This window comes from Streptomyces sp. NBC_00287 (assembly GCF_036173105.1).
Lineage (GTDB): Bacteria > Actinomycetota > Actinomycetes > Streptomycetales > Streptomycetaceae > Streptomyces.
In genome coordinates this window covers 5,961,412-5,984,063 of record NZ_CP108053.1, presented here as the reverse complement: position 1 = coordinate 5,984,063, position 22,652 = coordinate 5,961,412, and the positions used below count along the sequence as shown (strand labels likewise).

Below are 22,652 nucleotides of genomic sequence, written 5' to 3'. Positions count from 1 at the left end.
TTGTTTCGGAACGGTGCGGCGAGTAGCGGGATCTAACCGAACACATGCCCAATTTGGGCAGCGCGGAGACCGCCCCCGACCGTTGCTCTCAGCGGCTCAGCCGCTCAGCGCCGCGCGCAGTCGCTCCGGGTCGGTCGTCGGGGCGTCACAGGTGAAGTTACGGCAGACGTACGCGGCCGGTTCACCACCGACCAGCGGCCGCCCCACGAGCAGCGGCAGCTCGTCACTCTCCGGAGTGCCGACGGCGACCACTGCACCGGGCGCGGTACCCAGCAATGCCGTCCGGTGCAGGGCCCGGGTGGCCGGATCGTCCAGCGAGGGTCCGACGACCGCGACCTCGCGCGGCCCGTCGAGCCGTGCCTCGGCGGCGGCAAGCCCCCAGCCGATGAACCGGGGCACACGCGGCCCGAGCGCCTTCACCACACCGAGCGCCCGCTCCGCGGCGGTCCGATGGGGCTCGGCGCCGGTCTGGGCGGCGTAACTCAGCAGGGCGTTCGCGGCAGCCGTCCAGCCGGAGGGGGCGGCGTTGTCGGTCGGGTCCTGCGGGCGGCGAATGAGCCGCTCGGCGTCCACGGCCGTGTCGTACAGGGCGCCCGACTCCTCGTCGACGAAGCGGGCGAGGACATGGTCGAGCAGGAACCCGGCGAACTCCAGCCAGACGCCCTCACCGGTGACGGACGCCAGCGCGAGGAACCCCTCGGCGACATCGGCGTAGTCCTCCAACACGCCCGCGTTCGCGCCGACATGGCCGTCCTTGCTGGTACGGAAGATCTGGGCGTGCTCGTCCAGATGCAGCCGTACGAGGAGATCGGCGGCGGCAACGGCGGCCTCGACGAGGTCGGGGCGGTCGAAGTAGGCGCCGGTCTCGGCGAGCGCGGCGATGGCGAGCCCGTTCCAGGCGGCGACGACCTTGTCGTCCCGGCCGGGGGCGGGGCGCCGGGAGCGGGCGTCGAGCAGCCGGCCCTTGACGGATTTGATCTTCTCGGCGTCGAACACGCCCTCGTGCTGCGGAAGTTGGAGGACGGAGGAGCCCTCCTCGAAGGTGCCCTCTTCGGTCACGCCGAAGTACTGGGCGGCGAGTTCGGCATCGTCGCCCAGGACCTCACGGAGCTGCTGCGGGGTCCAGACGTAGTAAGCACCCTCGACATGCTTGCCGGTGCCGTCGTCGCTGTCGGCGTCGAGCGCGGAGGCGAACCCGCCCTCGTTGGTGCGGAGTTCGCGGACCATGAAGTCGGCGGTCTCCAGGGCGACGCGCCGGGCGAGCTCGGAGCCGGTGGAGCGCCAGAGGTGGGCGTACACCCGGCACAGCAGAGCGTTGTCGTACAGCATCTTCTCGAAGTGCGGCACGGTCCACTCCCGGTCCACGGAGTACCGGGCGAAGCCGCCGCCGAGCTGGTCGTAGATGCCTCCCCGCGCCATCCGCTCACAGGTGTCGGCGGCCATCTGGAGCGCCCCCTCGGCCCCGGTCCGCGCATGGTGGCGCAGCAGGAACTCGACGACCATGGACGGCGGGAACTTCGGCGCTCCCCCGAATCCGCCGCGCTGCGCGTCGTACTCCCGGGTCAGCCCGAGCAGCGCCCGCGCGAGCTCCTCCTCGCCGGGCGCCTGGGAGTCGCCGTAGGAGATCTCCCGCCCGGAGAGGTCGCGGACGATCTTCCCGGCGACCTCGGAGACCTCGTCCCGGCGGCCGGTCCAGGCCTGGTGGACGCCCTCCAGGACCTGGCGGAAGGACGGCATGCCCTGGCGGGGGGCGGGCGGGAAGTAGGTGCCGAAGTAGAAGGGCTCGGCGTCGGGGGTGAGGAAGACGGTCATGGGCCAGCCGCCCTGGCCGGTGGCCGCCTGGACGGCCTCCATGTAGACGGCGTCCACGTCGGGGCGTTCCTCGCGGTCGACCTTGACGCTGACGAAGTGCTCGTTCAGGTAGTCGGCGGTCTCCTGGTCCTCGAAGGACTCGTGAGCCATGACATGGCACCAATGGCACGCAGAGTAACCAACTGACAACAGCACGGGTGTATCGCGCCGTCGCGCTTCCTCGAAAGCCTCCGGCGTCCAGGGCCACCAATCGACGGGATTGCCAGCATGCTGAAGCAGATAAGGCGAGGTCACACCAGCCAACCGGTTCATACGATCCAGCCTCCCACACCAACACGGCCCAGACGGCTTGACCCGCAAGCCCTCCGCCGTGCTTGCACCCCTACTGCTCCTGGTGCGGGCGGGCCGGCAGGCCGTCGATGCCGGCCGAGTTCTTCTGCCGCATGTAGTCCTCCAGTTCCTGGTCCGACTTGCGCATGCCCCACTGGTCCTGGAGGTCGCGCTCGCGGACGAGGTCCATCTCCGGCACCGTGAATCCGCACGAGTCGGTAATGCGGGTGAGCGAGACGACCATGATGGAGCGCGGGATCGGATGTATGCCGAACCGGCCGATCAGGGCCTCCCATTCGGGTGCATCGGGGAAGACGCAGCGAGCGGTGCCGTACAGCCGGAGAATCTTGGGGCGGCGGGTGAACGAACAGAACATCAAGGTGAGGTCCTCGACGCACTGCCCACCCCCGAGTGCACCAGCTTCCACCTGGAGGTCTTCCACACGCCCGACGACCGCCTCGTGCTGTGCGAGATCGGCAGCAGGACCGGCGGCGCGCTGACCGCCCCCGCCATCCGCGCCGCCACCGGCTTCGACCTCGACGAGCAATGGTTCCGGGCCCAGGTCACCCCAGAAGACCTGACCGATGCCGGGGTGCACGGCGTCGAGCCCGGACAGAGCGCGGGCTGGGTCGTCTTCTATCCCGAGCGGGGCACACTCGCGGCCCTGCCCGAGGTTCCTCCACCCTTCGTGGTGGAAGAACGACTGCGGGGTACGGTGGCCACGGCGTACCAAGGGGGCGAGAAGTCCGGTATGTACGTGGCGGGTTACGTCCTGACGGGTGCCGACGACCAGGAGGTCGAGCGCCGCGCACAGGATCTCGCCGAGTGGTACGCCGCGGGGGTGCGCTGGACCGGACGCCACGGCGAGGGCGACCACGCGTCCCTCGACTGACCTCGTACGGCACCTGAAGCGGAGAGCCAGGGAGCGGAATGCGCTACATCATCATCGGGTCCGGAGCAATCGGCGGTTCGATCGGGGGGCGGCTGCACGAAAGCGGCCAGTCCGTCGTCCTGGTCGCCCGCGGCGCACACTTCGAGGCGCTGCGCGACAACGGGCTGCGGTTCACGGTCCCCACCGGCACGCTCACCCTCGACGTGCCCGTGGTGGCACGGCCCGAGGACGTCGAACTGCGCGCCGACGACGTGCTCGTGCTCGCCGTCAAGACCCAGGACAGCGTGGCCGCCCTGGACACTTGGGCCGCGCGGCCGGTGGCGGGCGGCGGCACGGCAGGCGAACGCATACCCCTGGTGTGCGCCCAGAACGGCGTGGAGAACGAGCGCCTGGCGCTGCGCCGCTTCCGCGAGGTGTACGGCATGTGCGTCATCCTGCCCAGCAGCCACCTGAACCCGGGCGAGGTCGTCGCACCCTGTGGCCCGTACACCGGCGCCCTGGTCATCGGCCGGTACGCGACGGGCACAGACGACACCGCCCGGCGGATCGCGGACGACCTGGAGAAGGCCTGCTTCCTGGCTCCGGTGGCGTCGGACGTGATGCGCTGGAAGTACGGCAAGCTCCTCGGCAACCTCGCCAACGTGGTCGAGGCCGTGTGCGGCTCCGCCTCGGACGCCACCGCACAGGACCTGGTCGCCCGGGCGAAGGCGGAGGGTGCCGCCGTCCTCGACGCCGCGGGCATCGCCTACGCCGGCGAGGCCGAGATCACCGAGCTGCGCAGCGGGACGGTCGACCTCCAGCCGATCGCCGGCGAACGCGCCCGCGGCTCGTCGTGGCAGAGCCTGGCGCGAGGCACGGGATCGATCGAGACGGACTACCTCAACGGGGAGATAGTGCTGCTCGGCCGCGAGCACGGCGTGCCCACCCCGGTCAACGCGACCCTGCAGCACGCCGCCCGGGAGAGCGTGCGCCGGCAGCGGGAGCCGGGCGGCCTGACGGCCGAGGAGCTGAGCAGGCGCATAGCCGAGGGCATCACTGAGTGACTCTTGACGTCGATGCGGCAGCGCACCGCCTCCGCGCGACCGCCGATCTCCCGGCCCCCTCCCCACGGCGTCCCATCCGCAGGACACTTGACCAAGAACGCAGTTGCCGCCGGAGGGGGACCTGACATGCGGGACAGCCATCGGACGGAGGCCGAGCGGCTGTTGGCTCGGGCCGTGGAGGAAGAGGTACGGCGCTCGGGCGGGCGCACCGACGGGGGTGTGCTGCTGTCCCGGGCGCGCGGCGCGCTGGATGCCATGGCGCAGTCGGCGGCCGAGGAGTACGAGGCGTACACCCGCGCGCTGGACGAGACGGAGGCCGGTCGGCTCACCTTCGGGCAGCGTTACGCCCGGGAGGGCGGGGGGACTCCGCTGCTGGTGGCGGGGGTGGCGGGCCTCGCGGCGGTCGTCGCCGACCTGGCCCTCGGCACCGGTACGGGGACCGCGGTGGGCGCGGGCGTGACCGTGGGTGTCGTGGGCGCCGCGGCGACGGTGGTGAAGGTGGCCGGCGTGCATCTGCCGGCCGCGCACCATCGGGCGGGGGCGGTCGGGCAGCCCGGCGGTCCCGAGCAGCTGCGGCTGCAGTGGCTGACCGCGCTGGAGGTACGCGGGATCCGGCCCTTCCTCGATCAGCAGCGGGTGCTGAGCGCGTCGACTGGGGCGAACCCGCAGTTGCGCGGCACCGACAAGAGCGCGGCCGCCCGGGGGCGGAGCGTGCTGGAGCAGTCCTTCGGTCAACTGCCCGAGCCGGAGGAGCCGTTCGCAGGCCGACGCCAGGAGCTGGGGCGGATCCGGCAGTGGGTGCAGGCGGCGCGGGCGAGCACCGAGACCCGTCCGACGGTGGTCGTGCTGCACGGGGCGCCCGGCAGCGGTCGTACGGCCTTGGCGGTGCGGGCCGCGCACGATCTGCGGGACCAGTTCCGCGGCGCGTGCGTGGTCGATCTGCGCGGCGATACGGCGGAGGAGCCGCCGCTGTCCACCCGGGACGCCCTGCTGCATCTGCTGAACCGTCTGGGCGCACCCCGCGAGCAACTGCTGTTCCGTGAGCGCTCCTCCCCCGACCAGCAGGTCAAGCGGCTCAGCGAGCTGTACCACCAGCATCTGACCGGGCTGCCGGTCACGATCGTCCTCGACGACGCCTCGGACCCGGAGCAGGTGCGCACCCTGCTGCCCGAGCGCTCCGACAGCCTGGTCCTGGTGACGGCCCGCGAACCCCTGGACCCGCCCGGGGACCTGCGCGCCTGGGTGCACGAACTGCGGGTGGAGCCCTTGGAGGCGGCGGGCGCGGAGGAGCTGCTGACGGCGGTGGCGCAGGACGCGACCGGTCCGTACGACGCGGAATCCGCCGACCGTATCCGCCAGTTGTGCGGCGGACTCCCCCTGGCGCTGCGCATCGCCGGTTCCTCGCTCGGCCCGCGCTCCCCGCGCCGCCTGGCCACCGACCTGGGCGCGTACGGCCCCGTGGAACCGGTGGAGCGCGTGCTGTGGCTGCGCTACACCGACCAGTCGGAACCGGCCCGGCGTCTGCTGCGCCGGCTGGCGCTGGCCGGACGGGCCTCGCTGGGCGCGGCGGCGGCCGCAGCGCTGCTGGCGACGGACGAGGCGGAGGCCACCCGCCATCTGGTCGCCCTTTCCGAAGCGGGCCTGATCGACCATGTCCGCGGCAGCCGCTACCGCCTGCACGACCTGGTCCGCGCCTTCGCCCACGCCCGTCTCCTCGACGAGGAGGAGCCGGCCGAGCGCACCTCGGCGCAGGAACGGCTGATCGTCAACTACGCCGACCTCGCCGACTCGGTCCTGCGCCTGGTCGACGGCAACATGTCCACCCGCTCCGACCGCTTCAGCCCCCATGGCTTCACCTCCCTGGACGAGGCCCTGCGCTGGCTGGACGACGAGTCGAGCTTCATCACCTCGGCGCTGCGGCACGCGGAGGGCGTGAACCAGGCGGCGGTACTGGAACTGCTGGGCGCGCTGTGCGACTACTGCCTGCTGCGCGGCGACCTGTACCGCCTGGGCGAGATCAGCGAACTGGCCCAGGCGGTGGACCAGGGCCTGCTGCTGCGCTCGGTGCAGTGGCGCACGGGCATCGCGGCACGGCAGCTCGGCGAACTGGACAAGGCGAGAACGACGCTGGCCTCGGTGGTGGACCTGTACATGGAGGCCCACCACGACGCGGGCGCGGCCCGGGCCCTGTGCTCCCTGGGCATCACCCTGCACCACCAGGGCCAGCTGACGGAGGCGGCGAAGAAGCTGCGGGAGGCACTGGACCTGCAGGCACCCCCGCAACTGGCCACGGACCGGGCGTGGACGATGCACGCGCTGGCGGCAGTGGAACGCGACCGGGCCCACCTCTCCGAGGCCCTGGACCTCTTGACCCGCTCCCTGGAACTGCACCGGGCGGGCGAGTCGGTGCACGGCGAGGCCTGGGCCCACTTCCAACTGGGCCAGCTGGGCCTGCGGATGGGCGACGTCCCCCGGGCGGAACGGGAACTGCGCACCGCCCTTGACCTGTACGGCCGTACGCGCGACGCACGCGGCGAGGCCTGGGCCCTGACCCAACTGGCCCGCGCCCGCCTGGTCGCCGGCGACCCGTCACCGGCGGTGGACGGCCTGCGCCAGGCGGCGTCCCGGCACCGCGACAACGAGGACGCGCGAGGAGAGGCCTGGACGATCTACTACCTGGGCCAAGCCCTGGAGGAAACAGGCAACTTGGACCAGGCGGTACGCGAACTGGAACGCTCCCGCACGATGTTCTCCCGTATGCGTGACGTCTACGGCCTGGCCTGCGCCCGTCACCACTCGGCGCGGGCGACGCGGGACCTGCGCGCGGCTCAGACGGGTTCGCTCAGGAACTCGGGCTTCGCCCGTCAGCTCCTGGTGGACGCGAGGGCCGACTTCCAGCGCATCGGTGTCGCACACGGCGAGGCATGGACCTGCCTGGAGCTGGCGGTGGTGGAGGCGGGCAACTCCCGCACCCAGCAGGCCCTGTCCCTCTGCGACGAGGCGGTGGGCCTCTTCACGTCCTACGGCGATCGCCGGGGCGAGGACTGGGCCCACTTCCTGCGCTGCACGCTGCTGCCGTACGCGGCACCGGGTGGCGTGGAGGTCGGTACGGCAGTGGCCCAGGAGGAGCTGGCGCAGTTGGCACGGGGTGGTCACGCGGTGCGGGACGAGAAGTTGGCGGAGTACGTCGGGGCGTATCAGCTGCTGCTGGAACGGGGCGTGAATCTGGAGGCGGGCTGGCAGGCCTGGCGGTTGAGGATGGTGCCGAGCCGGCATGCCCGGGAGGTCATGGGGGTGGCGGTGGTGACTGCGGGGCGGTGATGAATCGCGTTTCGCTGGCGGGCGGGGGCCGGGGCTGGGAACGTGGTGGCATGTGCGAGTTCGGGGGGTGGTCCGGTGGTACGTGACCTGCGCGAGCCGACGGGACCGCCGGATCCGGGCGGGTTCGCCGGGCGGGAACGGGAAGTCCGCGATCTGCTGCTCCTGCTGTCCGGGAGGCGGGAGCGTCTGGAGCCGCTCGTCCTGCACGGACCGGCCGGCGTCGGCAAGTCGGCTCTGGCCGCGGAGGTTGCCCGGAAGCTGGACGCCACGGTGCACTGGATCACGCCCGGCCGAACCGTGGACATCGATCGCATCCTGCTCCAACTGCTCGCCGAGTGCGAGGCGCCCCGTGTCCCCATCGTGCGGGCGGCGTTGAAGGGCAGCCGGGGGTTCAGCCGTGAACTGCGGGACCAGTGCGTCAACTATGTCGGTGCTCATGTCCTGGTGCTCGACGACGTGCATCCGTCCGACGCTCGTCCCTTGCTCGCCGTATTACGGGACTGCTCACGGCTGACGGTGATCCTCACGACGCGCCAGGCTTCCGGCTGGACCAAGAAAGTACGTCTGTACAGGGTGCTGCCGCTGGAGAACGTGGACGCCTTGGTGGTCGCCGCGACTTTCGCCATGACGGACTCGGCGGAACCTCTGGCCGAGCTGACGGCAGCGGCACATGGGCTGCCGTACCTCGCACGCATCGCGGGCGCGCTGGTGAAGCAGGAGCCACGCGAGGTGCTCAGTGAGGTCGTGGAAGAGCCGGACGATCTGATCGATCTCGTCCTGAACTTGTGCACACCCGACGAGTACCAGGTGCTGGAACTTCTCGCGCAGCGAGAGTCCCCCGCCCCCTTCACCGTGCTCACGGTTCAGGCTGTGCTCCAACTGCTCACGGCACCGCCTGATGCGGGTGAGATGGTTGACCGGCTGGTGAAATGGCAGTTGGTGCAGCCGTGGAACGAGGAGGAGGGTGAGTTCCTCCTTCCGGCACCGGTGGCCGACGCGGTGCGGGACCGCGCTCATCTGGTCTCCCCGGTCAGTCGGCAGTTGGCCGAGGATGCAGGATGCACTCTTCTCTACTCGGCGAGTCTCCTGGACGGCCGGGACCAGGCTCAGTTGCCCGACGGTCCGCTCGCTCCCCCCGAACTCGCCAGGTATGTCGATGAGTTCATAGACCTTGTCGCCAACGACGAGCGCCAGTGGCAGGGACGGGAACCGATCGCGGCACTGGCCACCCTCCTCGCCGTACTCGGGGACGCCCACCGACTGGTGTGGCTCCACCGCCGGTGGCAAAGTCTGATCCCCTCCGTATCCCGGGCGCTGGCCACGCTCGCGCTTGGCCTGGGCATGCCGGAGCACGCCCGGAAGCTGCTCGACGGCGACGACAGCGCGCACGCCGTCCATGAACGCGCCGCCATCGAGCACGAGTCCGGCCGACTGGGCGCTGCCCTGGACTTACTGGACGGCCGGCTGCCCGAGCGGGACGACGTCCACGCGGCCTGGCACGCGCTCGTCCACGGGGCCGTGCTGTGCGACCAGGGCGATGCGCATGGCGCCGAAGTGGTACTGCGGGCCGCCGTCGAACTGCACCGCAGGTTCGGCTGTCGCCGCGGCGAGGGCTGGGCGCTGCTGCACCTCGCCCGCACCTACCTGTTGCGCGGCTCGGCCAGGGAGGCCGAGGGCCTGCTCGGGCAGGCCGAGGAGACGCTGCGTTCCGTCGGCGACCAGCGGGGGCAGAACTGGGTGGCGACGGAACGTATCCGGCTCCCCGGATCACTCCGCGCCGACCCGGGTGCGCGGAAGACACTGGCAGCGCACGCGAAGGCCGACGACCCTCGTGGCATGGGCTGGACCGAGCTGTATCTGGCGCTCGTCACCGCCGCGGCGGGCACCATGGGTCCCACGCCCGCCATGTTGGGCAGGGCCGACGTCCATTTCGTCAGGTGCCAGGACGCGCTCGGCTCGGCCTGGACACGTCACCGGCTCGCATTGCTCGGTTCCTTGGATCCCCGCGACGAGCAGGAGCAGTGGGAGCTGGTCCACGAGCAGTTCCTGGAAACCGGCTGCACGATCGGAACCGCATGGACGGGCCTGGAACTCGCGGCACGCCACACCGCTCCGGAGGCCGTACAGCTCCTGCTGAACACCGCGGAGTCCGAGTTCCGGGCGCTGTCCAACGTGCGCGGCGTCGCCTGGGTGGCGGCGGTGCGCGCCGTACAGAGCAACCCGCCGACGCATCCGGACCGCACCACCCTCATCACCCTCCTGCCTCCCCACCTGCCAGACCGCGATCAACTGCTGCTGGACATCGAGGCGTTCTGCGACGACGGCGGGCCCCTGAACGGTCGCCCCATCCCGTTCTTCGCCCGCGACACCGTGGTCACCGTCGCGACGGCCTCCGACTTCATGGATCTCCCCGGCCCGGGCGGCCCCCGCTGCCGCGTCCGGCTCACCCTCCTCGACGAGTCGCCGTCCACCGGAACGACCGCCCGCCTCCTCTTACGAGTCGCACCGGAGCAGGGCCACCCCTGGGCGGCCCGGGACGTGCCGTGGCTCACCGCCACCGCCCTCCCCCTGACCCGCGCCTCGGTCGAACCCGCCTCCGCGCTGCTGCGGCCCTCCGAACGGGAGGCCCACGGCGCCGAGTTCGACTTCACCCCGCACCGCACCGGAACGCACCGCATCCGGTTCACCATCGCCCTCGAACGCACCGGGACGGTCCTGCAACAGGTGGAAACAGAGCTCGACATCCTCGACAACGGCCGGCCGGGCAACCACGCCGCACCGCACGCCGTCACTCCCCGCGGACGGTAGCCCGCCATGCCCACCGAACTCCATGTGCACGTCGTACAGGACCCGAGCCGCGGCTTCACCACCCTGCCCGACCGCCTGACCCGCGGCCCCGACGTCACCGTAAGCCTGGACAGCCTGAGCGAGGACCGCATCAGGGCGCGCCTGTACGGCTCCGCCGTGCCCTCGCTGTACGGCACCGAGCACCGCGTGGACCTTGCGGTGCGCCCGGCCGACGTACGGACGGCGGCGGCCCGGCTGTGCCGGCAGTGGAAGGAGCACTTCGTCGATCACCAGCCGGTGGACGAGGACGGAGAGCCCGAGACCCCGTACGCCTCACTGGTGGACCTGCGCGCCCGTCCCACCGAGGAGTTGGAGGGCATCGTCAGAGAACTCGCCCTGTGCGGCTCGGAGTTGCTCTACGGCACCCTGCTCGGCGGATCCGACGAACGCGTCGAACGCTTCCGCGGCTATCTCACGGAGACCCTCGGCCGGAGCGAGGGGCTGCGGGTCCGTTTCGACTCGGATCTGCATGTGCCGTGGCCGATGGTGTGCCTGGAACAGAAGCACCTGCCAGGACAGCTCCCATCCGATGGGAGCCTGGCTTCACTGTTCCGCCGCTTCCTCGGCCACCGCCACCAGATCGAGCAGACCGGCGGCGCCTACCCCTGGCTGGTCGGCCTGCGCGACGCCCCCGAGGTCCCGGTCGTCAGCCTCAACCACGACACCCGTGTCGACCGCAAGGGCCGTACCCGGGCCCCGGAGGTCGCCGCCGCGCTCGCCAAGAACACCCGGTTCGTGGAGCGCACGACCCACGGCGAACTGGTCAGGGCGCTGGAACAGGCCGAGCTCAGCGAGCAGTTGATGTACTTCTGGTGCCACGGCCACTTCATCCCCAACGGCTCCCAGCCCGCCTCGCTCGCGCTCAAACTGTCCGACAACAAGACCATCGACGCCCAGACGGTACGGGACCGGCGGCGCCACTTCGGCAACGAGACGCCGTTCCAGCCGTTCGTCGTCCTGAACGCCTGTCACGCCGGGGTGCCCGAGGGCGGCGGCGACCACAAGTTCCTGAGCCTCGCGCTGATCGACGCGGGCGCGCGGGGTGTGCTGGGGCCGCAGATCGAGATGCCGCAGGCCTTCGCAGCCGAGTATGCGCTGGAGTTCCTGACCCGCTATCTGCACGGCACCGAGACCGCGGGCGGCATCGCCCACGCCGTGGCCCGCTACTTCGCCGACGCCCTGCACAACCCCCTGGGCTTCGCCTACGCCCTCCACCACGGCATGGACACACGCCTGGAACGCGCCGCCGAACAGGAAATCGCCGTATGAGGAGCGAGATCCGCACGGTCCACCTCGGCCCGGACGGCAGGCTGCTGGAGGAGACCACCGACGGGCTCGAGCCGGTACCCGCCGACCGACTGGCCGACCACCTCGCGGAGGAACTGACACCGCCCGACTGGGCCACCGACCTGGTCGTGTACGCGCACGGCTGGCGCACCCCGCCCGAGGACGCCCGCGCGATGGCCGACGGTCTGCTGGCCTGCGCCGCCGAGCAGTACGCGCGCGAGCAGGCGCTCTATCCCCGGTTGCCCGAGTGGCGGCCGTGGACCGTGCTGCTGTGCTGGCCCTCGGGGAAGCGGCGCGGGATGGGTGAGTACCGCAAGATGCGCGATCGGGCGCACGCGCTGAGTACGGACGGGCACGCGGGCCGGGTCATCGGGCGGCTGCTGGGGTATCTGGACGTCCGGCGCGGTGATCCGGCCGCGCCCGAGGTGCTCGCCACGCGCGAGGGGCAGTATCTGCACCTGGTCGGGCATTCCTTCGGGTGCCGGGTGCTGTGCGAGGCGGTGCAGTGGGCGGCCGAGGGGCCGGCCACCCTGGGCTGGAGCATGCCCCGGCCGCCGAACCGGCCGTTCACCGCGGACTCGCTGCTGCTGTTCCAGATGGCGGCGCCGCGCGACGCCTTCGAGACCCTGTTCACCGCGCTCGACGAGGCCCCGCTGCACGGTCCGGTCGTGGCGACCTACGCGCAAGCCGACCTCGCCACCGGTTTCTGGCATGTGCGCGCAGAGAAACGGGCGGGGGTCGGCCACGCGGGCATCGGGACCGCGCCCGCACCGGTCTCCGGCATCCGGATGCGGGGCACGGGCGAGCCGTATCCGCACGACGCCCTCGACCACCGGTTCGTCAGCGTCGACGCCTCGGACGTGTTCGTCCACCGGCGCGGCTGGTCGGGCGCCCACTCCGACCATGTCCGGCCGGAGTCGGCGCACCTGCTGCTGTCACTGGCCGACCACGCGCGGTGAGCTAGTCCTTCGCGGAGTCCCCGGAGGCGTCCGCCTTCGGGTCCGGGGTCTCGGTGAAGGCCACCTTGCCCATGTGCTTGTTCATCGACTTCATCAGGCCCCACACGGCCAGGGCCATCACCGCGAAGACGATGAAGCCGAGGACGCCGGGGGTGACCTTGTCGTCGTCGACCTCCTTGGCGAGGGTGGCCAGCTGGGTCATTGCCAGGCTTGCGCTTGCGCTCATGTCAGGCATTGTCGCGGACGCCCGCGAAGAGGTCGTCCTCGGGGAGGGAGGTATCGACGAGGGACTTCGCCAGCTCGTACTCCTCCGTCGGCCAGACCTCCTTCTGGAGCTCCATCGGCACGCGGAACCAGCCGCCGTCGGGGTCGATCTGCGTGCGGTGCGCGATCAGGGCCTTGTCGCGGATCTCGAAGAACTCGGCGCACGGGACATGCGTGGTCAGCGTCCGCTCGGTGCGCTCGAACTCGTCCCAGCGCTTGAGCCACTCCCCGTACGGCGACTCCAGGCCGCGGTCCAGCAGCGCCTGGTGCAGCGCCTCGGTGCGGGGGCGGTTGAAGCCCTGGTTGTAGTAGAGCTTCTGCGGCTGGTACGCGGGCCCGTACTCGTCCTCCGGGTACTTCTCGGTGTCCGCCGCGCCCTCGAAGGCCACCATCGAGATCTTGTGGGTCATGATGTGGTCGGGGTGCGGGTAACCGCCGTTCTCGTCATAGGTGGTGATCACCTGCGGACGGAAGGAGCGGATCTTCCGCACCAGCTCGCCGGACGCCTTGTCGACGTCCTCCAGAGCGAAACAGCCCTCGGGCAGCGGCGGCAGTGGGTCGCCCTCGGGCAGGCCCGAGTCGACGAAGCCGAGCCACTCCTGCTTGACGCCGAGGATCTCGCGGGCCTCGTCCATCTCCTTCTTGCGTACCTCGTGGATGTTCTCCTCGATGTACGTGTCGCCCTGGAGCTTGGGGTTCAGGATGGAGCCACGCTCCCCACCCGTGCAGGTCACGACCAGCACGTCCACCCCCTCGGACACGTACTTCGCCATGGTGGCCGCGCCCTTGCTCGACTCGTCGTCGGGGTGGGCGTGAACGGCCATCAGTCGCAGCTGGTCAGTCAAGACTCAATCCTCGTCGGTCGGCGCCCCCCGTGTGAACGGGCGCATACGGCGGCTTCTATAGTGACCGAATCGGGGGCCGAATAATTCCGGGGCCCGGCCCCGCCGAGAGGACGATCATGACCACGGCGAGCACGCGACCGCCCGAGGGCCGCTACGGCCGCTCCTCGGACGAGCGCGCAGACCGCCGTCTCAAGCTCGCCGCCGCCGTCCTCGGAGTACTGCTGATCGCGGTGGTGGGGTTCTTCGGCTACCACTACGTCGGCCAGAACAAGATCAGCGCCGAGATCATCGAGTACGACTTCACGAAGACCTCGGTGAAGGTGCATCTGGAGGTCCGCAAGGACGCCGGCGCCTCCGGCTACTGCACCGTCCGCTCGCAGGCGGAGAGCGGCGCCGAGGTGGGCCGGGCGGACTTCCGCTTCGACGGGGACGCCACACGGATCGACAAGGTCGTCACGCTGCGTACGACGTCGGAGGGCACGACCGCCGAGCTGCTCGGCTGTCACGCGGACTGACTCAGCCTGACGCGGCCGGGCCGGGATACGGGTTCGCCCGCAATACGTAGGCGCTGACCTGCGTTGACGTAATTCTGGTGGCTTATGTCCTCCCCCTGGCGCCATGGAATTGTTAGGCTCGTGGTTTCGCCCATCCGTGAAGGAACATTCTTCTGGGTAGGGCGATGCTTTGTATTCCCAGTACCGACGAGGAGCACCTGTGACCCAGACCAGCGAGTCCGTCACCTGGCTGACCCAGGAGGCGTACAACAAGCTCAAGGACGAGCTTGCGTACCTTACTGGTCCTGCGCGCACGGAGATCGCCGCCAAGATCGCGGCCGCGCGCGAGGAGGGCGACCTGCGCGAGAACGGCGGGTACCACGCGGCCAAGGAGGAGCAGGGCAAGCAGGAGCTCCGTGTGCGCCAGCTGACCCAGCTTCTCGAGAACGCGCAGGTCGGCGAGGCGCCGACGTCGGCGGAGGGCGAGGTCGCGCCCGGCATGGTCGTGACGATCGCCTTCGACGGTGACGAGGACGACACCATGTCCTTCCTGCTCGCCTCGCGTGAGTACGCGAGCTCCGACATCGAGACCTACTCCCCGCAGTCCCCGCTGGGCTCCGGCGTGATCGGCCACAAGGTCGGCGAGGACGCGGAGTACGAGCTGCCGAACGGCAGGAAGGCCTCGGTGCGGATCCTGAAGGCCGAGCCGTACAGCGGCTGACCACACCGGTCCCGTACGCCCTTGACGCGCCCCCGGCGTCCCAGTGACGCCGGGGGCGTCGTCATGCCGCCGCGGAGCGGTACTTGCGGACCGCCAGCGTCCGGAATATGGCGACGATCAGGATCGAGTAGATCAGTGACGCCCACACCGGGTGCTGCATGGGCCAGGCGTCGGAGTTCGAGACCCCGGGGTTGCCGAAGAGCTCGCGGCAGGCCTGGACCGTGGCGCTGAAGGGGTTCCAGTCGGCGACATGCTGCAGCCAGGGGGTCATCCGGCTGGAGTCCACGAACGCGTTCGAGATGAACGTGACCGGGAACAGCCAGATCAGTCCGCCCGAGGTGGCCGCCTCCGGGGTGCGCACGGACAGGCCGATCAGGGCTCCGACCCAGGTGAACGCGTATCCGAGCAGAAGCAGCAGCCCGAAGGCGCCGAGCACCTCGCCGAAGGTGGTGTGGGTCCGCCAGCCCACCAGAAGCGCGACTATCGCCAGCACGAACAGCGTGAGCGCCGTCTGCACCAGGTCGGCCAGGGTCCGGCCGGTGAGCACCGCGCCCCGGGCCATGGGCAGCGAGCGGAAGCGGTCGATGAGCCCCTTGTGCATGTCGTCGGCGATGCCGGCCCCGGCGCCAGCGGTGGCGAAGGTGACGGTCTGCGCGAAGATGCCGGCCATCAGGAACTCGCGGTAGACGGAGGAGTCCGTGGTGCCGCCGATGTTCATGGATCCGCCGAAGACATAGCTGAACAGCACCACGAACATGATCGGCTGGATCAGCCCGAAGATGACCATCTCCGGGATCCTGGACATACGGAGCAGATTCCGCTTGGCCACGACCAGGGAGTCCCTGGCGGACTGGACGAGCGGGTGTGCGGGGGCCGTGACCGGCACGGCGTCGGTGACGGCGCTCACTTGACTGCCTCCTCTTCGGGTTCCTTGTCCTTCGCCTCGGCCGCGTGTCCCGTCAGGGACATGAAGACGTCGTCGAGGGTCGGGCGGCGCAGCCCGATGTCGTCGATCTCGATACCGCGGGTGTCCAGCTCGCGGATGACCTCGGCGAGGAGCTTCGCGCCGCCGGTCACCGGGACGGTGAGCTTGCGCATGTGCTCCTCGATGGTGGTCTCGCCCTTGCCGAAGCCGCTCAGTACCTCCGAGGCGGTCCGCATGTGCTCGCGCTCGTGCACCACGACCTCGACGCGCTCGCCGCCGGTGCGGGCCTTGAGCTGGTCGGAGGTGCCCTGGGCGATGACATGGCCGTGGTCGACGACGGCGATGTCATGGGCGAGGTGGTCGGCCTCCTCCAGATACTGGGTGGTCAGCAGCAGGGTCGTACCGCCGGAGACCAGTCGCTTGATGACGTCCCACAGCAGTTGGCGGTTGCGCGGGTCGAGACCGGTGGTCGGCTCGTCCATGAACATCACAGGCGGTGAGACCACCAGGGCCGCCGCGAGGTCGAGGCGGCGGCGCATACCGCCCGAGTAGGTCTTGGTGGGGCGGTCGGCGGCGTCGGCGAGGTCGAACTGCTCCAGCAGGTCCTGCGCGCGGACCTTCGCCTGCTTCGCCTTCATCTGGTAGAGCTGGCCGACCATCTGGAGGTTCTCGCGGCCGGTCAGGTATTCGTCGACCGCCGCGAACTGGCCGGACAGACCGATCGAGCGGCGCACGGCATCGGGGTGCTTGAGCACGTCGATACCGGCGACGACGGCCTTGCCGCTGTCGGGGCGCAGCAGGGTGGTCAGGCAGCGGACGGTGGTGGTCTTGCCCGCGCCGTTCGGCCCGAGCAGGCCGAGGACGGTGCCTTCGGGTACATCGAGGTCGACACCGTCCAGTGCCCTTACGTCGCCGAAAGTCTTCACCAGACCTTCGGCATGGATGGCGCCTGGCATATGAGTCTCCGCGTCGTCGGGGATTCTTCGGTAAGCCTGGGTTGCACGACACACACCATAACGCGATGTATCGCGTCTCTCAATGGAATTACTCGAACGAGTGACTGAGCGCCTCTGACCTCAGTCGATGACCGTGTAGCCGGCCTCGCGTAGGGCCTGGCCGACCTCGGCGCAGTGCACCGGACCCTTCGTCTCCAGGTGCAGCTCGACCTCCGCCTCCGTGAGCCCGAGCCGGGGATCGGTCCGCACATGGCTCACGTCGAGGACGTTAGCGTCGACCACTGACAACACCCCGAGCAGCGTCGCGAGCGCGCCCGGCCGGTCCGTGAGACGCAGCCGTACGGCCAGGTAGCGGCCCTGCGCCGCCATGCCGTGCCGCAGCACCCGCTGCATCAGCACCGGGTCGACGTTGCCGCCGGACAGCACCGCGACGACTGGGCCTTCGAAGGCGCCTGGATCGCTCAGCAGCGCCGCGACCGGGCTCGCCCCGGCGGGCTCGACGACCAGCTTGGCCCGCTCCAGGCACAGCAGCAAGGCCGTGGACAGCTCGTCCTCGGTGACCGTACGGACCTCGTCCACCAGATCTCCGATGATCCGGAACGGCACATCGCCGGGCCGCCCGACCTTGATGCCGTCGGCCATCGTCGCCGGATTCTCCACCGACACCGGATGCCCGGCCGCCAGCGAGGGCGGATACGCCGCCGCGCCCGCCGCCTGCACACCCACGATCCGCACATCCGGCCGGATGGCCTTCACCGCGACGGCGATCCCGGCCGCGAGCCCGCCGCCGCCGATGCCGACGACGATCGTGCGCACCTCCGGGCACTGCTCCAGGATCTCCAGGCCGACCGTGCCCTGGCCCGCGATGATGTCGGGGTGGTCGAAGGGGTGGATGAACACCGCGCCGGTCTCGGCCGCGTACTCCTGCGCGGCGGCCAGCGTCTCGTCGACCACCTGTCCGTACAGGCGCACCTCGGCGCCGTACTCCCTGGTGGCGCTGATCTTCGGTAGCGGGGCGCCCTTCGGCATGAACACCGTCGAGGCCACCCCGAGCAGGGCGGATGCGAGCGCGACGCCCTGCGCGTGGTTGCCGGCGCTCGCCGCGACGACCCCCGCGGCCCGCTCCTCCGGCAGCAGTCCGGCGATCCGGACGTAGGCGCCGCGCAGCTTGAACGAGCCCGTCCGCTGCAGGTTCTCGCACTTGAGGTGCACCGGCGCGCCCACGAGCTGGGACAGGTGTCTGCTGCCCTCCATCGCGGTCACGCGGGCCACGCCCGTGAGCATCTTCTGGGCGCCGCGCACGTCATCGAGCGTGACCGGTGGCAGTAGGTCGGCCTTGCGGTAGCTCATGACTCAAGTCTCGCAGTTCACACGTGCGGACTCCCGCTGTGACCAACCACCGAGACTGGTTTGCGCAGCGCCGGTACGGCCCGCCTCCCATCCGCGTAACCTGTCCCCCAACCCAGCACCCTTCATGAAGTGAGCCCCCGGCCATGCCCACAACACCTGGAATGTCGATGGACATGTCGACCGTCGGTGACACCGGTCTCCTCGACACGCTGCAGCACGAGGTGGCGGTGTTCGCCCGCCGTGCCGAACAGACCCGGCTCGGCGGGGTCGGGCAGGTGCGCAACTCCATGGACCGCGCCGCATACCTGCTGCTCAACCGCCTCGACAAGGAAGGCCCCATGGGGGTCAAGGCGCTCGCCGCAAGCATGGGGATCGACTCGTCGACCGTCACCCGGCAGGTGGCACCGCTGGTCGACACCGGGCTCGTCAAGCGCACCTCGCACCCCGAGGACGGGCGGGCCGTGGTGCTCCAGCTCTCCCCGCGCGGGCAGTCCCGGCTGGAGGAAGTGCGCTCCTCACGTCGTCAGTTGATGGCCGAGCTGACACACGACTGGGCGCCGGAGGAGCGCGAGGCGTTCTGCACGCTCCTCACACGCTTCAACACCGCACTGTCCGCCCGAATGGCCGCGCACGGCCTGCCGGGGGCGGAGCCGACACCCGCCTGAGCCTCCTGAGCCCGCGCACGCGCGTGCCGTCGGACTCTTGACCCCGGGCCGCCCCTGGCCTCATATGAAACCGGGTCCCCTTCGTACGTCCGTGCGTGGCCGGGATCCGCTGACTCAGGGGGTCGCCCTCAGGCGGGAGGAGCGGTGCGAGAACGGCATGCGTTCCAAGACGCGCGCCGGGCCCGGGAGTTCGAGGCGTTCGTCGCGGGCGCGGCGGGCCGGCTGCTGCACACCGCGACGCTGCTCACGGCGGAGGCACCGGCCGACAACCCACGCGCGCGGCGCCTGCTGGCGCTCGCCCTCGCCCATACGTACGCCGGCTGGGACCGGCTGCGCGGCGAGGATCCCTACGACCACGCCCGTCAGTATCTGGCCACCCGCTTCGCGCGCGGGGCGTGGCATCAGTACGGCGGTCTCGGCCGGGCCCGCCCGCACCCCGACAGCCCGCTGGCCGTCCTCGGCCCGCAGGAACGTCTGATCCTCGTCCTCAGGCTGTACGAGGGGGTCGCCGAGGAACAGACGGCGGCCCTGCTCGGCCTGCCCGTCGAGCGGGTACGGACCATCTGCGACCGGGCGACGGCGACCCTGCTGCATCCGCCGCGGGGGCCCGCCCCGGCGGTCGTACGAGCGAGAGCGGCGGCGTCATGAACCGGAGCGAACGGGAGGCCGCCGTACGGCGGATCATGGAGCGCACGCCCCCGGCGGTGCCGCCCGGCCTCGGTGCGGACGCCGTCCGGCGCGGCGCCAAGATACTGCGGCGCCGCAGAGCAGCGCTGCGGCTGATGTGGCTGCTGATGTTCGCCGCGACGGTGGCGTTCGTGGTGTGGGCGCTGATGGCACGCCCGTGGGTGGAGCCACCGTCGGAGGTGACTCCACCGCTCACGGGCTGGTGATCTAGCCGAGCGCCTGCTGGAGGTCCTCCAGGAGGTCCTCCACGTTCTCGATGCCCACGGACAGGCGGACCAGGTCGGCGGGCACCTCCAGGGCGGAGCCGGCCGCGGAGGCGTGGGTCATCCGGCCCGGGTGCTCGATCAGCGACTCGACACCGCCGAGGGACTCGCCGAGCGTGAACACCTTGGCGCGGTTGCAGACCTCGACGGCCGCCTCCTCGCCGCCCGCGACCTGGAAGGAGATCATGCCGCCGAAGGACCGCATCTGCTTGGCGGCGATCTCGTGACCGGGGTGCTCGGGCAGGCCCGGGTAGAGCACCTTCGTCACGCGCGCGTGCCGGGTGAGCATGTCGGCGACCTTGGTGGCGTTCTCGCTGTGCCGGTCCATGCGCACCGACAGCGTCTTGGTGCCGCGCAGCACCAGCCAGGAGTCGAAGGGACCGGCGACCGCGCCCATCGCGTTCTGGTGGAAGGCCAGTTCCTCGCCGAGGCCCTCGTCGTTCACGATCAGCGCACCGCCGACGACGTCGGAGTGGCCGCCCATGTACTTGGTCAGGGAGTGCACGACGACATCGGCGCCGAGCGACAGCGGCTGCTGGAGGTAGGGCGTGGCGAAGGTGTTGTCGACGACGAGCTTCGCGCCCGCGTCCCGGGCGATCTGGGCGACCGCGGCGATGTCGGTGATGCCGAGCAGCGGGTTGGAGGGGGTCTCCACCCAGACGGCCTTGGTCTTCGGGGTGATCGCGGCGCGTACGGCGGCGGGGTCGCTGGTGTCGGCGACCGACCACTCCACACCCCAGCGGGCAACGACCTTCGCGAAGAGGCGGAACGTGCCGCCGTACGCGTCGTTGGGGATGACCACGTGGTCGCCGGGGCTGAGCAGCGTACGCAGCAGGCAGTCCTCGGCCGCCAGTCCGGACGCGAACGCGAGCCCGCGACGGCCGCCTTCGAGGGCCGCGAGGTTCTCCTCAAGGGCGGTCCTGGTGGGGTTGGCGCTACGGCTGTACTCGTAGCCGCCGCGCAGGCCGCCGACGCCGTCCTGCTTGTAGGTCGAGACCTGATAGATCGGCGGGACGACCGCCCCGGTGAGGGGGTCCGCCGTGTTGCCCGCGTGGATGGCGAGCGTCTCGAAGTGCTGACTGATGTGCCTGTCGCTCATGGGTCACGAGCGTAATGCTCCGACAACGCTGATGGCGGGCGGAGGAGTTTTCCCCAGGCAGTCGTCCACAGGGCCGCGGACCGGGTTGGCCAATTGTCAGTCCGGTCTGGAACGCTTGTGGCATGGAGATTCTCTGGCTTCTGGTGGCGCTGGTCATGATCGGCTTTGTGGTGTTGCCGTTCATGCGGCGCAGGCGAGGCATGATCGAGCAGGTCCCGCCGGGGCACCCGGACGCCGCGGACCCGGCGAACTACGGCTTCGTACGGCAGGAGGAGCTGGACGTCCGGATGCCCGGACCCGACCAGGACCTGCTGGACGTGCTGGACCTGGTGCAGCGCACCCAGGACTATCGCGCGGCCTCGCAGCTGCTCGCGGGCACCGAGACGGAGGGCGAGCTGCGCTGGCAGCGGGTGCAGGCCTTCGCGGGCGCCGCCTCGCTGGAGCTCCAGCAGCGTCCCGGCGGGGTCAGTGACACGCCCGGCGGGCAGTGGCTGCGGGTGTGGCGGGCCGAGCAGCCCAAGGACGCGGGCGGCGCGGCGGTGCACGCGGAGTTCCTGGTACAGCAGGCGTGGCGCACCGCGGCACCCGGCACGGACGAGTTCCGGATCATCATGGAGGAGGCCAAGGCGGCCTGCGGCGAGGCGGCTCTGCTGGCTCCCGGTGACCCGATCCCGTACCTCGTCGAGCTGTCGGTGGCCCGTGGACTGGCCTACGAGCAGCCGGAGTTCGAGCAGCTCTGGCTGAAGATCCTGGACCGGGCGCCGACGCACATGGGCGCCCATCTGGCCGCGCTGCACTACTGGTGCGAAAAGTGGCACGGCTCGCGCGAGCAGGCGTACGGCTTCGCGGAGGCCGCGGCGGCCCGCGCACCCCAGGGTTCCCTGCTCGCCGCGATGCCCCTCTTCGCGGTCTTCGAGCATCTGCCCGAGGTCAATCTGGTCAGCGGCTTCTACCAGAGCGAGGTCGTGACGAAGGCGATCCACGGCGCGCTGCACGCGGTCCACTCGGCGCGCCCCGACGACCCGATGCTGGCGCACGTCCGCCATCTGCTGGTGTTCTTCCTGGTCCGCGCTGAGCGCTGGGCGGAGGCCATGAACCAGCTGATACACGTCGACGGCCATGTCGGCGCCCTGCCCTGGACGCTCTCCCCGGACCCGGCCGCGGAGTTCGCGGTGTACCGGGCGCTGGCGGTGGCGGGCTACGAGGCCAACGGCGGCAGCCCGGCGACGCTGCCGCACTGAGTCCGAGGAATGCGCGGGCGGGGCGCGGAGCGCCCCGCGGTCAGTCCTCCGCGCGGGCGGGCAGCCGCCATCCCGGGCGCGGGAAGTGGCAGGTGTAGCCGTCCGGGTAACGCTGCAGGTAGTCCTGGTGCTCGGGCTCGGCCTCCCAGAAGGGGCCGACCGGCTCCACCTCGGTGACGACCTTTCCGGGCCACAGTCCGGAGGCGTCCACATCCGCGATGGTGTCCTCGGCGATCCGCTTCTGCTCGTCGTCCACGTAGTAGATCGCCGAGCGGTAGCTGAGGCCGATGTCGTTGCCCTGGCGGTTCTTGGTGCTCGGGTCGTGGATCTGGAAGAAGAACTCCAGGAGCGCGCGGAAGTCGGTCCTCTCGGGGTCGAAAAGGATCTCGATGGCCTCCGCGTGCGTGCCGTGGTTACGGTACGTCGCGTTCGGCACATCACCCCCCGTGTATCCGACGCGGGTCGACGTCACGCCCGGGAGCCGGCGGATCAGCTCCTCCATCCCCCAGAAACACCCGCCGGCCAGCACGGCCCTCTGCGTCTGCGCAGCCATTACGGCCCTCCATGTCTGTCGGTTCGATCACCCGGGCTACTCGGCTCGCACACCACCGGCATCCCCTGCCCAGTGTCCTCAACGCGCGAGGGTTCCGA

General features: G+C 70.7%; 21 protein-coding genes. 12 read left to right on the top strand and 9 right to left on the bottom strand.

Going from position 1 to position 22,652, the window contains the following annotated elements; genetic code table 11:
• Positions 1 to 96 precede the first annotated feature (96 nt).
• Entirely contained in the window at positions 97 to 2,124 is a 2,028-nt protein-coding gene (locus tag OHT76_RS27400; RefSeq protein ID WP_328873512.1) for a thioredoxin domain-containing protein, read from the bottom strand.
• 70 nt (positions 2,125 to 2,194) lie between these two features.
• The gene (locus OHT76_RS27395) at positions 2,195 to 2,569 is read right to left on the bottom strand and encodes a hypothetical protein (RefSeq protein ID WP_328873511.1); all 375 of its coding nucleotides are present in this window, start codon (positions 2,567 to 2,569) and stop codon (positions 2,195 to 2,197) included.
• A 33-nt stretch (positions 2,570 to 2,602) separates the two neighbouring features.
• Between OHT76_RS27395 and OHT76_RS27390 the strand changes: the two genes are divergently transcribed.
• The 6 genes from OHT76_RS27390 (at position 2,603) to OHT76_RS27365 (ending at position 12,491) form a co-directional block, all read left to right on the top strand.
• Complete coding sequence (locus tag OHT76_RS27390) at positions 2,603 to 3,034, top strand: hypothetical protein (protein WP_328873510.1); 432 nt, start codon at positions 2,603 to 2,605, stop codon at positions 3,032 to 3,034.
• A gap of 38 nt (positions 3,035 to 3,072) precedes the next feature.
• On the top strand, positions 3,073 to 4,077 hold the full coding sequence (locus OHT76_RS27385) for a ketopantoate reductase family protein (RefSeq protein WP_328873509.1): 1,005 nt from the start codon (positions 3,073 to 3,075) through the stop codon (positions 4,075 to 4,077).
• Positions 4,078 to 4,203: 126 nt separating this feature from the next.
• Positions 4,204 to 7,398: a tetratricopeptide repeat protein gene (locus OHT76_RS27380; RefSeq protein WP_328873508.1), complete on the top strand. Its 3,195-nt coding sequence runs from the start codon at positions 4,204 to 4,206 to the stop codon at positions 7,396 to 7,398.
• Between the two features lie 75 nt (positions 7,399 to 7,473).
• On the top strand, positions 7,474 to 10,206 hold the full coding sequence (locus OHT76_RS27375; protein WP_328873507.1) for a tetratricopeptide repeat protein: 2,733 nt from the start codon (positions 7,474 to 7,476) through the stop codon (positions 10,204 to 10,206).
• A gap of 6 nt (positions 10,207 to 10,212) precedes the next feature.
• On the top strand, positions 10,213 to 11,514 hold the full coding sequence (locus tag OHT76_RS27370) for a CHAT domain-containing protein (protein WP_328873506.1): 1,302 nt from the start codon (positions 10,213 to 10,215) through the stop codon (positions 11,512 to 11,514).
• Complete coding sequence (locus tag OHT76_RS27365; protein ID WP_328873505.1) at positions 11,511 to 12,491, top strand: hypothetical protein; 981 nt, start codon at positions 11,511 to 11,513, stop codon at positions 12,489 to 12,491. Before OHT76_RS27370 ends, OHT76_RS27365 begins: the two co-directional genes overlap by 4 nt.
• Position 12,492: 1 nt before the next feature.
• Here OHT76_RS27365 and OHT76_RS27360 read toward each other — a convergent pair whose 3' ends face one another.
• Together OHT76_RS27360 and mca are read right to left on the bottom strand one after the other, a co-directional pair.
• Positions 12,493 to 12,726 carry a hypothetical protein gene (locus tag OHT76_RS27360; RefSeq protein ID WP_328873504.1) on the bottom strand — a complete coding sequence of 78 codons (234 nt, stop codon included), beginning with the start codon at positions 12,724 to 12,726 and terminating at the stop codon, positions 12,493 to 12,495.
• Positions 12,719 to 13,579 (bottom strand): mycothiol conjugate amidase Mca, encoded by an 861-nt coding sequence (mca, locus tag OHT76_RS27355; RefSeq protein WP_328876633.1) that lies wholly within the window; start codon positions 13,577 to 13,579, stop codon positions 12,719 to 12,721. Before mca ends, OHT76_RS27360 begins: the two co-directional genes overlap by 8 nt.
• Positions 13,580 to 13,716: 137 nt before the next feature.
• Between mca and OHT76_RS27350 the strand changes: the two genes are divergently transcribed.
• Together OHT76_RS27350 and greA are read left to right on the top strand one after the other, a co-directional pair.
• Positions 13,717 to 14,115: a DUF4307 domain-containing protein gene (locus tag OHT76_RS27350; protein ID WP_328873503.1), complete on the top strand. Its 399-nt coding sequence runs from the start codon at positions 13,717 to 13,719 to the stop codon at positions 14,113 to 14,115.
• Between the two features lie 199 nt (positions 14,116 to 14,314).
• On the top strand, positions 14,315 to 14,815 hold the full coding sequence (greA, locus tag OHT76_RS27345) for a transcription elongation factor GreA (protein WP_328873502.1): 501 nt from the start codon (positions 14,315 to 14,317) through the stop codon (positions 14,813 to 14,815).
• 61 nt (positions 14,816 to 14,876) lie between these two features.
• Here greA and OHT76_RS27340 read toward each other — a convergent pair whose 3' ends face one another.
• From OHT76_RS27340 to ilvA, 3 genes are all read right to left on the bottom strand, one after another.
• The gene (locus OHT76_RS27340) at positions 14,877 to 15,722 is read right to left on the bottom strand and encodes an ABC transporter permease (protein WP_328873501.1); all 846 of its coding nucleotides are present in this window, start codon (positions 15,720 to 15,722) and stop codon (positions 14,877 to 14,879) included.
• Positions 15,719 to 16,696: an ATP-binding cassette domain-containing protein gene (locus OHT76_RS27335; RefSeq protein WP_328873500.1), complete on the bottom strand. Its 978-nt coding sequence runs from the start codon at positions 16,694 to 16,696 to the stop codon at positions 15,719 to 15,721. Before OHT76_RS27335 ends, OHT76_RS27340 begins: the two co-directional genes overlap by 4 nt.
• A 120-nt stretch (positions 16,697 to 16,816) precedes the next feature.
• A complete protein-coding gene (ilvA, locus tag OHT76_RS27330; RefSeq protein WP_328873499.1) occupies positions 16,817 to 18,046 on the bottom strand; it encodes a threonine ammonia-lyase in 1,230 nt (409 codons plus the stop codon).
• Between the two features lie 161 nt (positions 18,047 to 18,207).
• Here ilvA and OHT76_RS27325 point away from each other — a divergent pair, with 161 nt between their 5' ends.
• The 3 genes from OHT76_RS27325 (at position 18,208) to OHT76_RS27315 (ending at position 19,604) form a co-directional block, all read left to right on the top strand.
• A complete protein-coding gene (locus tag OHT76_RS27325) occupies positions 18,208 to 18,711 on the top strand; it encodes a MarR family winged helix-turn-helix transcriptional regulator (RefSeq protein ID WP_328876632.1) in 504 nt (167 codons plus the stop codon).
• 144 nt (positions 18,712 to 18,855) lie between these two features.
• A complete protein-coding gene (locus tag OHT76_RS27320) occupies positions 18,856 to 19,359 on the top strand; it encodes a sigma factor-like helix-turn-helix DNA-binding protein (RefSeq protein WP_328873498.1) in 504 nt (167 codons plus the stop codon).
• The gene (locus OHT76_RS27315; RefSeq protein ID WP_328873497.1) at positions 19,356 to 19,604 is read left to right on the top strand and encodes a hypothetical protein; all 249 of its coding nucleotides are present in this window, start codon (positions 19,356 to 19,358) and stop codon (positions 19,602 to 19,604) included. The genes OHT76_RS27320 and OHT76_RS27315 overlap by 4 nt, the downstream gene beginning before the upstream one ends.
• 1 nt (position 19,605) lies before the next feature.
• On the opposite strand, the gene OHT76_RS27310 is transcribed toward OHT76_RS27315, so the two are convergent.
• Positions 19,606 to 20,760 (bottom strand): cystathionine gamma-synthase, encoded by a 1,155-nt coding sequence (locus OHT76_RS27310; RefSeq protein WP_328873496.1) that lies wholly within the window; start codon positions 20,758 to 20,760, stop codon positions 19,606 to 19,608.
• Between the two features lie 122 nt (positions 20,761 to 20,882).
• On the opposite strand from OHT76_RS27310, the gene OHT76_RS27305 reads away from it, so the two are divergent.
• Positions 20,883 to 22,001, top strand: a complete 1,119-nt coding sequence (locus tag OHT76_RS27305) for a hypothetical protein (RefSeq protein ID WP_328873495.1) — start codon at positions 20,883 to 20,885, stop codon at positions 21,999 to 22,001.
• 40 nt (positions 22,002 to 22,041) lie between these two features.
• Here the strand turns inward: OHT76_RS27305 and msrA are convergent, their stop codons facing one another.
• A complete protein-coding gene (msrA, locus tag OHT76_RS27300) occupies positions 22,042 to 22,554 on the bottom strand; it encodes a peptide-methionine (S)-S-oxide reductase MsrA (protein WP_328873494.1) in 513 nt (170 codons plus the stop codon).
• Positions 22,555 to 22,652: the final 98 nt, after the last annotated feature.

Coding starts and splice junctions, on each gene's coding strand:
- OHT76_RS27400 (WP_328873512.1), bottom strand. CDS start 2,124: ATGAACCGGTTGGCTGGTGTGACCTCGCCTTATCTGCTTCAGCATGCT.
- OHT76_RS27385 (WP_328873509.1), top strand. CDS start 3,073: ATGCGCTACATCATCATCGGGTCCGGAGCAATCGGCGGTTCGATCGGG.
- OHT76_RS27380 (WP_328873508.1), top strand. CDS start 4,204: ATGCGGGACAGCCATCGGACGGAGGCCGAGCGGCTGTTGGCTCGGGCC.
- OHT76_RS27370 (WP_328873506.1), top strand. CDS start 10,213: ATGCCCACCGAACTCCATGTGCACGTCGTACAGGACCCGAGCCGCGGC.
- OHT76_RS27365 (WP_328873505.1), top strand. CDS start 11,511: ATGAGGAGCGAGATCCGCACGGTCCACCTCGGCCCGGACGGCAGGCTG.
- OHT76_RS27360 (WP_328873504.1), bottom strand. CDS start 12,726: ATGCCTGACATGAGCGCAAGCGCAAGCCTGGCAATGACCCAGCTGGCC.
- mca (WP_328876633.1), bottom strand. CDS start 13,579: ATGGCCGTTCACGCCCACCCCGACGACGAGTCGAGCAAGGGCGCGGCC.
- OHT76_RS27350 (WP_328873503.1), top strand. CDS start 13,717: ATGACCACGGCGAGCACGCGACCGCCCGAGGGCCGCTACGGCCGCTCC.
- OHT76_RS27335 (WP_328873500.1), bottom strand. CDS start 16,696: ATGCCAGGCGCCATCCATGCCGAAGGTCTGGTGAAGACTTTCGGCGAC.
- ilvA (WP_328873499.1), bottom strand. CDS start 18,046: ATGAGCTACCGCAAGGCCGACCTACTGCCACCGGTCACGCTCGATGAC.
- OHT76_RS27325 (WP_328876632.1), top strand. CDS start 18,208: ATGTCGATGGACATGTCGACCGTCGGTGACACCGGTCTCCTCGACACG.
- OHT76_RS27315 (WP_328873497.1), top strand. CDS start 19,356: ATGAACCGGAGCGAACGGGAGGCCGCCGTACGGCGGATCATGGAGCGC.
- OHT76_RS27310 (WP_328873496.1), bottom strand. CDS start 20,760: ATGAGCGACAGGCACATCAGTCAGCACTTCGAGACGCTCGCCATCCAC.
- OHT76_RS27305 (WP_328873495.1), top strand. CDS start 20,883: ATGGAGATTCTCTGGCTTCTGGTGGCGCTGGTCATGATCGGCTTTGTG.
- msrA (WP_328873494.1), bottom strand. CDS start 22,554: ATGGCTGCGCAGACGCAGAGGGCCGTGCTGGCCGGCGGGTGTTTCTGG.